This window comes from Pseudomonas sp. BIGb0558 (assembly GCF_024807515.1).
Classification (GTDB): Bacteria; Pseudomonadota; Gammaproteobacteria; order Pseudomonadales; family Pseudomonadaceae; genus Aquipseudomonas; species Aquipseudomonas yamanorum_A.
The window spans coordinates 643751-659602 of record NZ_JANUEW010000001.1 but is presented as its reverse complement, the minus strand read 5'-3'; the positions used below and the strand labels follow the sequence as shown (position 1 = coordinate 659602).

Annotated in this window: 16 protein-coding genes; all 16 read left to right on the top strand. The window is 58.3% G+C overall.

From position 1 onward, the window contains the following. The first annotated feature begins 18 nt into the window (after positions 1-18). The 16 genes from mnmG (at position 19) to glmS (ending at position 15847) form a co-directional block, all read left to right on the top strand. Positions 19-1911, top strand: a complete 1893-nt coding sequence (gene mnmG / locus M2400_RS03035) for a tRNA uridine-5-carboxymethylaminomethyl(34) synthesis enzyme MnmG (protein WP_259198932.1) — start codon at positions 19-21, stop codon at positions 1909-1911. Further along, positions 1908-2552: a 16S rRNA (guanine(527)-N(7))-methyltransferase RsmG gene (rsmG, locus tag M2400_RS03030; RefSeq protein ID WP_003213561.1), complete on the top strand. Its 645-nt coding sequence runs from the start codon at positions 1908-1910 to the stop codon at positions 2550-2552. Before mnmG ends, rsmG begins: the two co-directional genes overlap by 4 nt. A gap of 18 nt (positions 2553-2570) precedes the next feature. Continuing rightward, positions 2571-3368 (top strand): ParA family protein, encoded by a 798-nt coding sequence (locus M2400_RS03025; RefSeq protein ID WP_003213559.1) that lies wholly within the window; start codon positions 2571-2573, stop codon positions 3366-3368. 9 nt (positions 3369-3377) lie between these two features. Continuing rightward, entirely contained in the window at positions 3378-4250 is an 873-nt protein-coding gene (locus M2400_RS03020; RefSeq protein ID WP_177043613.1) for a ParB/RepB/Spo0J family partition protein, read from the top strand. A 148-nt stretch (positions 4251-4398) separates the two neighbouring features. Beyond that, on the top strand, positions 4399-4806 hold the full coding sequence (locus M2400_RS03015) for a F0F1 ATP synthase subunit I (protein ID WP_177043614.1): 408 nt from the start codon (positions 4399-4401) through the stop codon (positions 4804-4806). Between the two features lie 16 nt (positions 4807-4822). Further along, on the top strand, positions 4823-5692 hold the full coding sequence (gene atpB, locus M2400_RS03010) for a F0F1 ATP synthase subunit A (RefSeq protein WP_177043615.1): 870 nt from the start codon (positions 4823-4825) through the stop codon (positions 5690-5692). 133 nt (positions 5693-5825) lie between these two features. Further along, positions 5826-6083, top strand: a complete 258-nt coding sequence (gene atpE, locus M2400_RS03005; RefSeq protein WP_002555987.1) for a F0F1 ATP synthase subunit C — start codon at positions 5826-5828, stop codon at positions 6081-6083. A gap of 56 nt (positions 6084-6139) precedes the next feature. Next, the gene (locus M2400_RS03000) at positions 6140-6610 is read left to right on the top strand and encodes a F0F1 ATP synthase subunit B (protein ID WP_008439543.1); all 471 of its coding nucleotides are present in this window, start codon (positions 6140-6142) and stop codon (positions 6608-6610) included. 12 nt (positions 6611-6622) lie between these two features. Further along, on the top strand, positions 6623-7159 hold the full coding sequence (locus M2400_RS02995; protein ID WP_003213551.1) for a F0F1 ATP synthase subunit delta: 537 nt from the start codon (positions 6623-6625) through the stop codon (positions 7157-7159). Positions 7160-7180: 21 nt separating this feature from the next. Next, positions 7181-8725: a F0F1 ATP synthase subunit alpha gene (atpA, locus tag M2400_RS02990; protein WP_003213549.1), complete on the top strand. Its 1545-nt coding sequence runs from the start codon at positions 7181-7183 to the stop codon at positions 8723-8725. A 50-nt stretch (positions 8726-8775) separates the two neighbouring features. Beyond that, a complete protein-coding gene (atpG, locus tag M2400_RS02985; protein WP_003213547.1) occupies positions 8776-9636 on the top strand; it encodes a F0F1 ATP synthase subunit gamma in 861 nt (286 codons plus the stop codon). Positions 9637-9663: 27 nt separating this feature from the next. Next, the gene (atpD, locus tag M2400_RS02980) at positions 9664-11043 is read left to right on the top strand and encodes a F0F1 ATP synthase subunit beta (RefSeq protein WP_003213545.1); all 1380 of its coding nucleotides are present in this window, start codon (positions 9664-9666) and stop codon (positions 11041-11043) included. A 44-nt stretch (positions 11044-11087) separates the two neighbouring features. Continuing rightward, the gene (locus M2400_RS02975) at positions 11088-11513 is read left to right on the top strand and encodes a F0F1 ATP synthase subunit epsilon (RefSeq protein WP_008439541.1); all 426 of its coding nucleotides are present in this window, start codon (positions 11088-11090) and stop codon (positions 11511-11513) included. 115 nt (positions 11514-11628) lie between these two features. Further along, a complete protein-coding gene (glmU, locus tag M2400_RS02970) occupies positions 11629-12996 on the top strand; it encodes a bifunctional UDP-N-acetylglucosamine diphosphorylase/glucosamine-1-phosphate N-acetyltransferase GlmU (RefSeq protein WP_259198933.1) in 1368 nt (455 codons plus the stop codon). A 240-nt stretch (positions 12997-13236) separates the two neighbouring features. Then, positions 13237-14004: a DeoR/GlpR family DNA-binding transcription regulator gene (locus M2400_RS02965; protein WP_177043617.1), complete on the top strand. Its 768-nt coding sequence runs from the start codon at positions 13237-13239 to the stop codon at positions 14002-14004. A gap of 10 nt (positions 14005-14014) precedes the next feature. Then, positions 14015-15847: a glutamine--fructose-6-phosphate transaminase (isomerizing) gene (gene glmS / locus M2400_RS02960; protein ID WP_177130097.1), complete on the top strand. Its 1833-nt coding sequence runs from the start codon at positions 14015-14017 to the stop codon at positions 15845-15847. Positions 15848-15852 lie beyond the last annotated feature (5 nt).

Below are 15852 nucleotides of genomic sequence, written 5' to 3'. Positions count from 1 at the left end.
GCAGGCACGAGGTGCGTGGTGGATTTCCCTTCCCGTTTTGAAGTGATCGTCATCGGCGGCGGTCATGCCGGTACCGAGGCAGCACTGGCGTCAGCACGCATGGGGGCAAAAACCCTGTTGCTGACGCATAACGTGGAAACCCTCGGTGCCATGAGCTGCAACCCCGCGATTGGCGGGATTGGCAAAAGCCACCTGGTCAAGGAAATCGATGCCCTGGGCGGCGCGATGGCCATGGCTACCGACAAAGGTGGTATTCAATTTCGCGTATTGAACAGCCGCAAAGGCCCGGCCGTGCGAGCCACTCGTGCTCAAGCCGACCGGATCCTGTACAAGGCCGCTGTCCGCGAAACCCTGGAAAACCAACCGAACCTGTGGATATTTCAGCAGGCAGCCGATGACCTGATCGTCGAGCAGGACCATGTACGCGGTGTTGTCACCCAAATGGGCCTGCGTTTCTTCGCAGAATCCGTGGTGTTGACCACCGGTACGTTCCTCGGTGGACTTATCCACATCGGTATGCAGAACTATTCCGGTGGCCGCGCTGGTGATCCGCCGTCAATCGCCTTGGCACAACGCCTTCGCGAACTGCCACTGCGCGTTGGTCGCCTGAAAACCGGCACGCCGCCACGTATCGATGGCCGTTCGGTGGATTTCTCGGTGATGACCGAGCAAGCCGGCGACACACCGATCCCGGTCATGTCGTTCATGGGCTCCAAGGAACAGCATCCGAAACAGGTCAGTTGCTGGATTACCCACACCAACGCCCGAACCCACGAAATCATTGCCGCGAACCTCGACCGTTCGCCGATGTATTCCGGTGTGATCGAAGGCATTGGGCCACGCTATTGCCCGTCGATCGAAGACAAGATCCATCGCTTTGCCGACAAGGAAAGCCACCAGGTCTTCATCGAGCCGGAAGGTTTGACTACCCACGAGCTGTATCCGAACGGGATTTCCACTTCCTTGCCGTTCGACGTGCAAATCCAGATCGTGCAGTCGATTCGCGGTATGGAAAATGCGCACATCGTGCGGCCTGGCTATGCCATCGAGTACGACTACTTCGACCCGCGTGACTTGAAATACAGCCTGGAAACCAAGGTGATCGGCGGTTTGTTCTTTGCTGGCCAAATCAACGGCACCACCGGTTACGAAGAAGCCGGCGCCCAGGGTTTGCTGGCCGGAGCCAACGCCGCACTGCGTGCACAGGGCAAAGACAGCTGGTGCCCGCGTCGCGATGAGGCGTACATCGGTGTGTTGGTCGACGACCTGATCACCCTCGGCACCCAGGAACCGTACCGGATGTTTACGTCCCGGGCCGAATATCGCCTGATCCTGCGGGAAGACAACGCCGACCTGCGCTTGACCGAAAAAGGTCGCGAGCTGGGCTTGGTCGACGACGCGCGTTGGGCTGCCTTCTGCAAAAAACGCGAAAGCATCGAACTGGAAGAGCAACGCCTGAAAAGTACCTGGGTTCGCCCGGGCACCGAGCAAGGCGATGCGATTGCCGAGAAATTCGGCACCCCGCTGACCCACGAGTACAACTTGCTGAACCTGCTGTCCCGTCCGGAAATCGACTACGCTGGTCTGATCTCGGTCACCGGTGGTGGCGCAGAAGATCCACAGGTCGCCGAGCAGGTCGAAATCAAGACCAAATACGCCGGTTACATTGACCGTCAGCAGGATGAGATCGCTCGTCTGCGGGCCAGTGAAGACACCAAGCTGCCTGTGGATATCGATTACACAAATATTTCCGGCCTGTCGAAAGAGATTCAAAGCAAGCTGGGGATAACTCGACCAGAGACCCTGGGCCAGGCTTCCCGTATCCCAGGCGTCACGCCGGCAGCCATTTCGCTGTTGATGATTCATTTGAAAAAACGCGGCGCGGGCCGTCAGTTGGAGCAAAGCGCTTGAGTTCGTTGGTCACCTCGCAACACGCCGAAGAGTTATCCACAGGTGCTCGCCAGCTTGGCGTCAACCTGACTGAAGCCCAGCACGAGTTGCTGCTGGGTTATCTGGCCCTGTTGATCAAATGGAACAAGGCTTACAACCTCACTGCAGTGCGTGACCCGGACGAAATGGTTTCTCGCCATCTGCTCGACAGTCTCAGCGTGATGCCGTTTATCGAAAACGGCCGCTGGCTCGATGTTGGCAGCGGTGGCGGTATGCCAGGCATCCCGCTGGCGATCCTGTTTCCCGAGTCGCAAGTGACGTGCCTGGACAGCAACGGCAAGAAAACCCGCTTCCTGACCCAGGTCAAACTCGAACTCAAGCTGGATAACCTGCAAGTTATCCACAGTCGCGTCGAAGCCTTCACGCCTGAACAGCCTTTCAACGGAATTGTTTCCCGGGCTTTCAGCAGCATGGAGAACTTCAGCAACTGGACCCGCCACCTCGGCGACCGCGACACCCGTTGGCTGGCAATGAAGGGCGTTCATCCAAGCGACGAGCTGTTAGCATTGCCGGCAGACTTCCACCTCGATAGCGAACACGCCTTGGCCGTACCCGGTTGCCAAGGCCAACGCCATCTGCTGATACTGCGCCGCACGGCATGATTGGGAACACAAGCAAGAATGGCTAAGGTATTCGCGATAGCGAACCAGAAAGGTGGCGTGGGCAAAACCACCACCTGCATCAACCTCGCAGCATCCCTGGTCGCTACCAAGCGTCGGGTGCTGTTGATCGATCTCGATCCACAGGGCAACGCCACCATGGGTAGCGGTGTGGATAAACACGGCCTGGAAAACTCGGTCTATGACTTGCTGATTGGCGAGTGCGACCTGGCCCAGGCCATGCACTTCTCCGAGCACGGCGGTTACCAACTGCTGCCGGCCAACCGCGATTTGACCGCGGCGGAAGTGGTGCTGCTGGAAATGCAGATGAAAGAAAGCCGTCTGCGCAGCGCCCTGGCGCCGATCCGCGAGAATTACGACTACATTTTGATCGACTGCCCGCCGTCGCTGTCGATGCTGACACTGAACGCATTGGTTGCCGCCGACGGGGTAATTATCCCCATGCAGTGCGAGTACTTCGCGCTGGAAGGGTTGAGCGACCTTGTGGATAACATCAAGCGTATCGCCGAGCTGCTCAACCCGAACCTGCAAATCGAAGGCCTGCTGCGGACCATGTATGACCCGCGCCTGAGCCTGATGAACGATGTGTCGGCGCAGCTCAAGGAACACTTCGGCGATCAGCTCTACGACACCGTGATTCCACGCAACATCCGCCTGGCCGAAGCGCCAAGCTATGGCATGCCCGCGCTGGCGTATGACAAGTCATCCCGCGGTGCCATTGCCTATCTGGCTCTGGCCGGTGAGATGGTTCGTCGTCAACGCCGCAATTCACGCACCGCTGCAGCCCAGCCAACTTAAGGAATCCCCATGGCCGTCAAGAAACGAGGTCTCGGACGTGGACTGGATGCACTGCTGAGTGGTCCGACTGTCACGACCCTTGAAGAGCAAGCGGTGCAGGCCGACGAGCGTGAGCTGCAGCACCTGCCGCTGGACCTGATCCAGCGCGGCAAATACCAGCCGCGCCGGGACATGGATCCCCAGGCGCTGGAAGAATTGGCGAACTCGATCAAGTCCCAGGGCGTGATGCAGCCGATCGTGGTGCGCCCGATTGGTGCAGGCCGCTTTGAAATCATCGCCGGCGAACGCCGCTGGCGTGCCAGCCAACAGGCTGGCAAGGAAACCATCCCGGCGATGGTGCGCGATGTACCGGATGAAACCGCCATCGCCATGGCACTGATCGAGAACATACAGCGCGAAGACCTCAATCCGATCGAGGAAGCGATCGCCCTGCAGCGTTTGCAGCAGGAATTCAAACTGACTCAGCAGGAAGTCGCGGATGCGGTGGGCAAGTCCCGGGTTACCGTGTCCAACCTGTTGCGTCTGATCGCACTGCCGGAAGTCATCAAAACCATGCTTTCCCATGGCGACCTGGAAATGGGTCATGCCCGTGCTTTGCTCGGTTTGCCGGAAAATCAACAGGTTGAAGGGGCGCGACACGTTGTCGCACGAGGCCTCACCGTTCGTCAGACCGAGGCCCTGGTTCGCCAGTGGCTCAGCGGCAAACCTGCACCGGTCGAAACTGCCAAACCTGATCCGGATATTGCACGCCTGGAGCAGCGCCTGGCCGAACGCCTAGGCTCTGCGGTGCAAATTCGCCACGGAAAGAAAGGCAAAGGGCAATTGGTCATCGGATATAACTCATTGGATGAGCTTCAGGGCGTTCTTGCCCACATCCGCTGAAACAATTGCTTCTGTAGCGCGCAGTCGGAAATCACTACCCGGCAGTTGAATAGGGGCTGAACCGCCCCTATACTCTGCGCGCATTTTGTCGGCACAAATTATGCCAAGTTATTGATTTCCGGCAGCCGACTATTGAGGAGCAAGAGTGATGGAAACCCGCACGCCAAACACGTCGCCGTTCCATCGCTTGGCCGTTTTCCCGGTTTTAGTGGCTCAATTTGTCATTTTACTGATCGCCTCTTTGGCGCTCTGGTATTGGTATGGAGTCGTAGCCGGGTACTCAGGACTCTGCGGAGGCCTGATAGCCTTGCTGCCCAATATGTATTTTGCTCACAGGGCCTTTCGGTTTTCCGGCGCCCGAGCAGCCCAGGCTATCGTCCGGTCTTTTTATGCCGGCGAGGCGGGGAAACTGATTTTGACGGCAGTGCTGTTTGCACTGACCTTTGCAGGTGTGAAGCCATTGGCGCCGCTAGCTGTATTCGGCGTCTTCGTGTTGACCCAATTGGTCAGCTGGTTCTCGCCCCTGCTGATGAGAACAAGACTTTCGAGACCTTAGGGCGTTTGAGGCAACCATGGCAGAGACAACCGCTTCGGGCTATATCCAGCACCACTTGCAGAACCTGACCTTCGGTCAGCTACCCAATGGCGGCTGGGGCTTTGCCCACACCGCAGCAGAAGCCAAAGAAATGGGCTTCTGGGCATTCCACCTGGATACTCTGGGCTGGTCTGTCGCATTGGGTCTGATTTTCGTCCTGATTTTCCGCATGGCGGCAAAGAAGGCGACTTCCGGTCAGCCAGGTGCATTGCAGAACTTCGTTGAAGTATTGGTCGAATTCGTCGATGGCAGCGTGCGTGACAGCTTCCATGGTCGTAGCGCGGTGATTGCACCGTTGGCACTGACCATCTTCGTCTGGGTGTTCCTGATGAACGCCGTCGACCTGATTCCGGTCGACTGGATTCCTCAGCTGGCCATCCTGATCTCCGGCGATCAGCACATTCCATTCCGTGCAGTTTCCACCACGGACCCTAACGCCACCCTGGGCATGGCCCTGTCGGTGTTTGCGTTGATCATTTTCTACAGCATCAAGATCAAGGGTATCGGCGGCTTCATCGGCGAACTGACCCTGCACCCGTTCGGCAGCAAGAACATCTTCGTTCAAGCCCTGCTGATCCCGGTGAACTTCCTGCTGGAATTCGTGACCCTGGTCGCCAAGCCGATTTCCCTGGCCCTGCGACTGTTCGGCAACATGTATGCCGGCGAGCTGGTGTTCATTCTGATCGCTGTGATGTTCGGCAGCGGTCTGCTCTGGCTTAGCGGCCTGGGCATTGTTCTGCAGTGGGCGTGGGCTGTGTTCCACATCCTGATCATCACCCTGCAGGCGTTTATCTTCATGATGCTGACCATCGTCTACCTGTCGATGGCGCACGAAGAGAACCATTAAGACCAGTTTCGACTAGTCTGATGTCCCTCCCGGTCAAACGGGAGGGGAGCCCTGAAGGGCTATGAAACGATTTGTTTTACCGCTTTAAAATCTAAAAAACCTAAACCATACGACGTAAAAGTCGGGAGGAAAGATGGAAACTGTAGTTGGTCTAACCGCTATCGCTGTTGCACTGTTGATCGGCCTGGGCGCCCTGGGTACTGCCATTGGTTTCGGCCTGCTGGGCGGCAAGTTCCTGGAAGGCGCAGCGCGTCAGCCAGAAATGGTTCCAATGCTGCAAGTTAAAATGTTCATCGTCGCCGGCCTGCTCGACGCCGTGACCATGATCGGTGTTGGTATCGCTCTGTTCTTCACCTTCGCGAACCCCTTCGTTGGTCAACTCGCCGGTTAATCACTCGTTTTTTCGAGTGATTGGTGTGTTGTGCAACGAACGAGCGAGGTATTGGCGTGAACATTAATGCAACCATTATTGGTCAGTCCTTAGCGTTCTTGATTTTTGTTGTTTTCTGCATGAAGTTCGTATGGCCTCCGGTCATCGCGGCTTTGCACGAACGTCAGAAGAAGATCGCAGACGGACTGGACGCTGCCGCACGAGCAGCTCGCGACCTGGAGTTGGCCCAAGATAAAGCGGGTCAACAACTGCGCGAAGCGAAAGCTCAGGCAGCTGAAATCATTGAGCAAGCCAAGAAACGCGGTAACCAGATCGTTGAAGAGGCTGTTGAAAAAGCCCGTATCGACGCTGACCGTGTGAAGGTTCAGGCTCAAGCCGAGATCGAGCAGGAACTGAACGGTGTCAAAGATGCGCTGCGTGCCCAACTGGGTGCTCTGGCCGTCGGCGGTGCTGAGAAGATCCTGGGTGCCACAATCGATCAAAACGCGCACGCGGAGCTGGTAAACAAACTGGCTGCTGAAATTTAAGCGAGGGCGATCATGGCAGAATTGACCACGTTGGCCCGACCTTACGCTAAGGCAGCCTTCGAGCACGCCCAGGCCCACCAGCAGCTGGCCTCTTGGTCAGCCATGCTCGGCCTGGCTGCAGCAGTGTCGCAAGACGACACCATGCAGCGCGTGCTCAAGGCCCCGCGACTGACGAGCGCAGACAAGGCCGCCACGTTTATTGACGTGTGCGGCGACAAGTTTGATGTAAAAGTGCAGAACTTCATCCACGTCGTTGCCGAAAACGACCGTCTCCCGCTTCTGCCGGAGATCGCCGCTCTGTTTGACCTGTACAAGGCCGAACAAGAGAAATCGGTAGATGTTGAAGTGACCAGTGCTTTTGCATTGAACCAAGAACAGCAAGACAAACTCGCCAAGGTTCTCAGTGCACGACTCGACCGGGAAGTGCGCCTGCAAGTTGCGGAGGATGCCACCCTGATTGGTGGTGTCATCATTCGCGCCGGCGACCTGGTTATCGATGGCTCGATTCGCGGCAAACTCGCGAATCTTGCCGAAGCATTGAAATCTTGAGTTTGAAGGGGCAGCAGAGCAATGCAGCAACTCAATCCTTCCGAAATAAGTGAAATTATCAAGGGCCGCATCGACAAGCTCGATGTGACCTCCCAAGCCCGTAACGAAGGCACTGTCGTCAGCGTATCTGACGGCATCGTGCGGATTCACGGTCTGGCCGACGTAATGTACGGCGAGATGATCGAGTTTCCGGGCGGCGTCTACGGTATGGCCCTCAACCTGGAGCAAGACTCTGTAGGTGCCGTTGTATTGGGCTCCTACCAGACTCTGGCCGAAGGCATGAGCGCCAAGTGCACAGGCCGCATCCTGGAAGTTCCGGTTGGTAAGGAACTGCTGGGTCGCGTTGTCGACGCACTGGGTAACCCAGTTGACGGCAAAGGTCCGCTGAACAACACCGAGACCGATGCGGTCGAGAAAGTTGCTCCAGGCGTGATCTGGCGTAAGTCGGTAGACCAGCCTGTACAGACTGGCTACAAGGCTGTCGATGCCATGATTCCTGTCGGCCGTGGCCAGCGTGAGCTGATCATCGGTGACCGTCAGATCGGTAAAACCGCTCTGGCGATCGACGCGATCATCAACCAGAAAGACAGCGGGATCTTCTGCGTCTACGTAGCTATCGGTCAGAAACAATCGACCATCGCCAACGTGGTTCGCAAGCTGGAAGAAAACGGCGCCCTGGCTAACACCATCGTCGTGGCCGCCAGTGCTTCCGAATCCGCTGCACTTCAGTTCCTGGCACCGTACTCCGGTTGCACCATGGGCGAATACTTCCGCGACCGCGGTGAAGACGCGCTGATCGTTTATGACGATCTGTCCAAGCAAGCAGTGGCTTACCGCCAGATTTCCCTGCTGCTGCGCCGTCCACCAGGCCGTGAAGCTTACCCAGGCGACGTGTTCTATCTCCACTCCCGTCTGCTGGAGCGCGCATCCCGCGTTTCGGAAGAATACGTAGAGAAGTTCACCAACGGCGCAGTGACCGGCAAAACCGGTTCCCTGACCGCACTGCCGATCATCGAAACCCAGGCTGGCGACGTTTCCGCGTTCGTTCCGACCAACGTGATTTCCATCACTGACGGTCAGATCTTCCTGGAATCGGCCATGTTCAACTCCGGGATCCGTCCTGCAGTGAACGCCGGTGTTTCGGTATCCCGTGTGGGTGGTGCCGCTCAGACCAAGATCATCAAGAAGCTCTCCGGTGGTATCCGTACCGCTCTGGCTCAGTACCGTGAACTGGCGGCATTCGCCCAGTTCGCTTCTGACCTGGACGAAGCGACCCGTAAGCAACTTGAGCATGGTCAGCGCGTTACCGAGCTGATGAAGCAGAAGCAATACGCACCAATGTCGATCGCTGACATGGCGCTGTCGCTGTATGCCGCTGAGCGTGGGTTCCTGACCGACGTTGAAATCACCAAGGTCGGCAGCTTTGAACAAGCGCTGATTGCTTACTTCAACCGCGATCACGCCGAATTGATGGCGAAGATCAACGTGAAGGGTGACTTCAATGACGACATCGATGCTGGCATCAAAGCCGGTATCGAGAAGTTCAAGGCCACCCAAACCTGGTAAGCCGCAGCGGGGGCCGCGAGGCTCCCGCTTGCTAACCTGATAGGTGTTACATGGCAGGCGCAAAAGAGATTCGCAGTAAGATTGCGAGCATCAAAAGCACGCAAAAGATCACCAGCGCCATGGAAAAAGTGGCGGTCAGCAAAATGCGCAAGGCACAAATGCGCATGGCTGCTAGCCGTCCCTACGCGGAGCGTATCCGCCAGGTTATTGGTCATCTGGCCAACGCCAACCCGGAATATCGCCACCCGTTCATGATCGATCGCGAAGTAAAGCGCGTTGGTTATGTCGTGGTGAGCAGTGACCGTGGTTTGTGCGGTGGTTTGAATACCAACCTGTTCAAGGCCCTGGTCAAGGACATGGCGGTAAACCGCGAAAAAGGCGTCGAGATCGATCTGTGTGTGGTCGGTAGCAAGGGTGCGGCCTTTTTCCGCAACTTCGGCGGTAACGTCGTTGCAGCTATCAGCCACCTGGGCGAAGAACCGTCGATCAATGATTTGATCGGCAGCGTCAAAGTGATGCTGGATGCATACCTGGAAGGCCGGATTGACCGCCTGTCCGTGGTATCCAACAAGTTCATCAACACCATGACGCAACAGCCTACCGTGGAGCAGTTGATTCCATTGGTGGCCGCCCCGGAACAAGAACTCAAGCACCACTGGGACTACCTCTACGAACCAGACGCCAAAGAGCTGCTTGACGGCTTGATGGTGCGCTACGTGGAGTCGCAGGTGTACCAGGCGGTGGTCGAGAACAACGCGGCTGAACAAGCTGCGCGGATGATCGCGATGAAGAACGCTACCGACAACGCCGGTGATTTGATCAGCGATTTGCAGCTGATCTACAACAAGGCGCGTCAGGCTGCGATCACCCAAGAGATCTCGGAAATCGTCGGCGGCGCTGCCGCGGTTTAACGGTTCAAATATTCAGAGGATCCAGCTATGAGTAGCGGACGTATCGTTCAAATCATCGGCGCCGTTATCGACGTGGAATTCCCACGCGACAGCGTACCGAGCATCTACAACGCTTTGAAAGTCAAAAGCGATGCAGGCACCACCCTGGAAGTTCAGCAGCAGCTGGGCGACGGCGTGGTTCGTACCATTGCAATGGGTTCCACCGAAGGCTTGAAGCGCGGTCTGGAAGTCACTGACTCTGGCGCAGCCATCTCCGTACCGGTCGGTAAAGCGACCCTGGGCCGGATCATGGACGTCCTCGGTAACCCGATCGACGAAGCCGGTCCAATCGACACCGAAGAGCGCTGGGGCATTCACCGTCCTGCGCCTTCCTTCGCGGAACAAGCGGGCGGCAACGACCTGCTGGAAACCGGCATCAAGGTTATCGACCTGGTTTGCCCGTTCGCCAAGGGCGGTAAAGTCGGTCTGTTCGGTGGTGCCGGTGTAGGCAAAACCGTAAACATGATGGAACTGATCCGTAACATCGCCATCGAGCACAGCGGTTATTCCGTGTTCGCCGGTGTGGGTGAGCGTACTCGTGAGGGTAACGACTTCTACCACGAGATGAAGGATTCCAACGTTCTGGACAAAGTGGCACTGGTTTACGGTCAGATGAACGAGCCGCCGGGTAACCGTCTGCGCGTAGCACTGACCGGCCTGACCATGGCCGAGAAGTTCCGTGACGAAGGTAACGACGTTCTGCTGTTCGTCGACAACATCTATCGTTACACCCTGGCCGGTACTGAAGTATCCGCACTGCTGGGCCGTATGCCTTCCGCGGTAGGTTACCAGCCGACCCTGGCCGAAGAGATGGGTACTCTGCAAGAGCGTATCACTTCGACCAAAAACGGTTCGATCACCTCGATCCAAGCGGTATACGTACCTGCGGATGACTTGACTGACCCGTCGCCAGCGACCACGTTCGCCCACTTGGACGCCACCGTCGTACTGTCCCGTGACATCGCCTCCCTGGGTATCTACCCAGCGGTCGATCCACTGGACTCGACTTCGCGCCAGCTGGACCCGAACGTCATCGGCCAGGAACACTACGACACCGCTCGCGGCGTCCAGTACGTTCTGCAGCGTTACAAAGAACTGAAGGACATCATTGCGATCCTGGGTATGGACGAGCTGTCGGAAACCGATAAGCAGTTGGTATCCCGCGCTCGTAAGATCCAGCGTTTCTTGTCGCAGCCGTTCTTCGTGGCTGAAGTCTTCACCGGTGCCTCGGGTAAATACGTTTCCCTGAAAGACACCATTGCTGGCTTCAAAGGCATCCTCAACGGTGACTACGACCACCTGCCAGAACAAGCGTTCTACATGGTCGGCGGCATCGAAGAAGCGATCGAGAAAGCCAAGAAACTGTAATTCCGGCGCCCGGTAACGGGCGCTAATCAGGTTGAGGCAAGCAGATGGCTATGACATTCCATTGCGATATCGTCAGCGCGGAAGGGGAAATCTTCTCCGGTCAGATCGAGAGTGTGATTGCACACGGCGAACTGGGCGACCTGGGTATTAACTTTGGCCACGCGCCATTGATTACATCCTTGAAGCCTGGTCCGATCACTCTGACCAAGCTGGGCGGGGAACGGGAGGTGTTTTACATCTCCGGTGGTTTCCTCGAGGTTCAGCCGAACATGGTCAAGGTACTTGCCGACACCGTGCAACGTGCTGCTGACCTGGATGAAGCCTCCGCTCAGGAAGCCGTCAAGGCTGCCGAGAAGGCCCTGAACGAAAAAGGCGCAGATTTCGACTACGGTTCTGCTGCTGCACGTCTGGCCGAGGCCGCAGCTCAGCTGCGCACCGTCCAGCAGATCCGCAAGAAGTTTGGCGGCTAAGCCGTCAAGCCTCATGTGTGATTGATTAAAAAGGGTAGCCTCGGCTACCCTTTTTCTTTTTTAGCAAAACACTTCTTTGGTCTTAAGTCTGACCGCCCAGGATTGGTAGCCATTCATGTCTCTCGAAATCGTAATTCTTGCCGCAGGCCAGGGCACCCGCATGCGTTCGGCCTTGCCCAAGGTGTTGCACCCGGTTGCCGGCAACTCGATGCTCGGCCATGTTATCCACAGCGCCCGGCAACTTGATCCACAGCGCATTCATGTGGTGATTGGCCACGGCGCCGACGTGGTGCGTGAGCGGCTGGCGGCGGACGACTTGAATTTCGTATTGCAGGACAAGCAATTGGGTACCGGCCATGCCACCGCGCAAGCGGTGCCGTTCATCAAGGCCGACACCGTGCTGATCCTTTACGGTGACGTGCCGCTGATCGAAGTGGAAACCTTGCAGCGCCTGCTCAAGCATGTGGTGCCTGGCCAGATGGGCCTGCTGACCGTTGAGCTGGATGACCCGACCGGCTACGGCCGCATTGTGCGCAACGCTGACGGCAAGGTCGCGGCCATCGTCGAGCACAAAGACGCCAGCGAAGCCCAGCGTGCCATCACCGAAGGCAATACCGGAATCCTCGCCGTGCCGGCCGATTGCCTGGCTGACTGGATGAGCCGCCTGTCCAACAATAACGCCCAGGGCGAGTACTACCTGACCGATGTCATCGAGATGGCTGTCAGTGATGGCCTGTTGGTCGCCACCGAACAGCCCCACGACCCGATGGAAGTGCAGGGCGCCAACGACCGCAAGCAACTGGCGGAGCTGGAGCGTCACTATCAACTGCGCGAAGGCCGCCGCTTGATGGCGCTGGGCGTGACACTGCGGGATCCGGCACGTTTCGATGTGCGGGGTGATGTCACTGTGGGTCGCGACGTGCTGATCGACATCAACGTGATCCTGGAAGGTCGCGTGGTGATTGAAGATGACGTGATCATCGGCCCGAACTGCGTGATCAAGGACAGCACCCTGCGCAAAGGCGTGGTGATCAAGGCCAACAGCCATATCGACGGCGCGGTGATGGGTGAGGGCAGTGACGCTGGTCCATTTGCACGCCTGCGTCCGGGTAGCGTGCTGGGGGCCAGGGCCCATGTGGGTAACTTTGTAGAACTGAAAAACGCACAGATGGGCGACGACGCCAAGGCCGGGCACCTGGCCTACCTCGGTGATGCCGTGATTGGTGCGCGCAGCAATATCGGCGCCGGCGCCATCACGTGTAACTACGACGGCGCCAACAAGTACCAGACGACCATTGGCGAAGACGTGTTTATCGGCTCCAACAACTCGTTGATTGCACCCGTCAGCATTGGTGATGGTTCAAACACAGCGGCAGGCTCAACCATCAACCAGGATGTGGATAAGTCTCAACTGGCGGTGGCCCGCGCCCGCCAGCGCAACATCGACGGCTGGAAGCGCCCGGTCAAGATCAAGAAGACCTGAGTTATCCACAGTCTGATTGACCACCACTTTCACCTGTAGGAGCTGGCTTGCCGGCGATGACGGAGTGCCAGACAACATCAACGTTGGCTGTCAGACCGCTATCGCAGGCAAGCCAGCTCCCACAGTTGTTTAGTGTTGTTGCCAGACTTTTCGCAAAAATTGACCTCGCTCCCTTGACGATCCTCAGCCAATAGGTTTTGATTGCCTTCGTTATCTTTCGAAACGAAACTTATCATCACCATGTCGAAACGAAATACACCCCAACGTCGCCACAACATCCTTGCCATGCTCACTGAGCAAGGTGAAGTCAGCGTGGACGAATTGGCCAAACGTTTCGAAACGTCGGAAGTCACCATCCGCAAGGACCTGGCGGCCCTCGAAAGTAACGGCCTGTTGCTGCGTCGCTATGGCGGCGCCATCACCATGCCCCAGGAACTGGTCGGCGATCCGGCCCAGCCCATTTCGGTCTACAAGCGCGCCATCGCCCGTGCGGCCGTCCGGCGTTTGCGCGAACACGCCCGCATCATCATCGACAGCGGCAGCACCACCGCCGCCATGATCCCCGAACTGGGCCATCAGCCCGGCCTGGTGGTGATGACCAACTCCCTGCACGTGGCCAGCGCCCTGAGCGAACTGGAACACGAGCCGGTACTGTTGATGACCGGCGGCACCTGGGACCCGCATTCGGACTCGTTCCAGGGCCAGGTCGCCGAGCAAGTGCTGCGTTCCTACGATTTCGACCAGCTCTTCATTGGCGCCGATGGCATCGACCTGGAGCGCGGTACCACCACCTTCAACGAGTTGCTGGGGCTGAGCCGCGTCATGGCCGAGGTCGCCCGCGAAGTGGTGGTGATGGTCGAGTCCGACAAGATTGGCCGCAAGATCCCCAACCTGGAACTGCCCTGGAGCAGCGTCCATACCCTTATTACCGATGATCGCCTGCCGCTTGAGGCCCGCGACCAGATCCAAGCCCGCGGCATCACGCTGATTTGCGCGGCAGTCATCTAGGAGAAAAACCATGTGTGGAATTGTTGGCGCAGTCGCTGAACGAAACGTCACCGCCATTTTGCTCGAAGGCCTCAAACGCCTGGAATACCGCGGCTACGACAGCGCCGGTGTGGCGCTCTTTACCAACGCCGGCAAGCTTGAGCGCATGCGTCGCCCGGGCAAGGTCAGCGAACTCGAACAAGCGTTGGCCGGTGAGCCGCTGGTAGGCCGCCTGGGTATCGCCCACACCCGTTGGGCCACCCACGGCGCACCGTGCGAGCGCAACGCTCACCCACACTTCTCCGGTGACCTGGCGGTGGTGCACAACGGCATCATCGAAAACCACGAAGTGCTGCGTGAACAACTCAAAGGCCTGGGCTACGTCTTCACTTCGGACACCGACACCGAAGTCATCGCCCACCTGCTGAACCACAAGCTTAAAGACCTGGGCGACCTGACCAACGCCCTCAAGGCCACCGTCAAGGAACTGCACGGCGCCTATGGCCTGGCCGTGATCAGCGCCAGCCAGCCCGACCGCCTGGTCGCCGCCCGCAGTGGCAGCCCATTGGTGATCGGCCTGGGCCTGGGCGAGAACTTCCTCGCCTCCGACCAACTGGCCCTGCGCCAGGTGACCGACCGCTTCATGTACCTGGAAGAAGGCGACATCGCCGAGATCCGCCGCGAAAGCGTGTCGATCTGGGACGTCAACGGCAAGTCCGTTGAACGTGAAGCCGTGCAGTACCGCGACGGTGCCGAAGCCGCCGACAAGGGCGAGTTCCGCCACTTCATGCTCAAGGAAATCCACGAGCAACCGGCCGTGGTGCAACGCACCCTGGAAGGTCGCCTGAGCCAGAACCAGGTGTTGGTACAAGCCTTCGGCCCGCAAGCCGCCGAGCTGTTCGCCAAAGTGCGCAACGTGCAAATCGTCGCCTGCGGCACCAGCTACCACGCCGGCATGGTCGCCCGTTACTGGCTCGAAGAACTGGCCGGCATCCCGTGCCAGGTCGAAGTCGCCAGCGAATTCCGCTACCGCAAGGTGGTGGTGCAGCCCGACACCCTGTTCGTCACCATCTCCCAGTCCGGCGAAACCGCCGACACCCTGGCCGCCCTGCGCAATGCCAAGGAACTGGGCTTCCTCGGCAGCCTGGCAATCTGCAACGTCGGCATCAGCTCCTTGGTGCGCGAGTCCGACCTGACCCTGCTGACCCAGGCCGGTCGCGAAATCGGCGTGGCCTCCACCAAGGCCTTCACCACCCAGTTGGTGGGCCTGTTGCTGCTGACCCTGTCCCTGGGCCAGGTGCGCGGCACGCTGGAAGACGGCGTCGAAGCCAAGCTGGTGGAAGAACTGCGCCGCCTGCCGGCCCGCCTGGGCGAAGCGCTGGCCATGGACAGCACTGTGGAAAAAGTCGCCGAGCTGTTCGCCGACAAACACCACACCCTGTTCCTTGGCCGTGGCGCGCAATACCCGGTGGCGATGGAAGGCTCGCTCAAGCTTAAGGAAATCTCCTACATTCACGCCGAAGCCTACCCAGCCGGTGAGCTCAAGCACGGCCCGCTGGCCCTGGTGGATGACGACATGCCAGTGGTGACCGTCGCGCCGAACAACGAACTGCTGGAGAAGCTCAAATCCAACCTGCAGGAAGTGCGCGCCCGTGGCGGCCAATTGATTGTGTTCGCCGACGAAAAGGCCGGCATGACCAATGGCGAAGGCACCCACGTCATCAACATGCCGCACATCCACGACACCTTGTCGCCGATCCTCTACACCATCCCGCTGCAGTTGCTGTCGTACTACGTGGCTGTGCTTAAGGGCACTGACGTTGACCAGCCGCGCAACCTGGCGAAGTCGGTGACGGTGGAGTAAAGCCT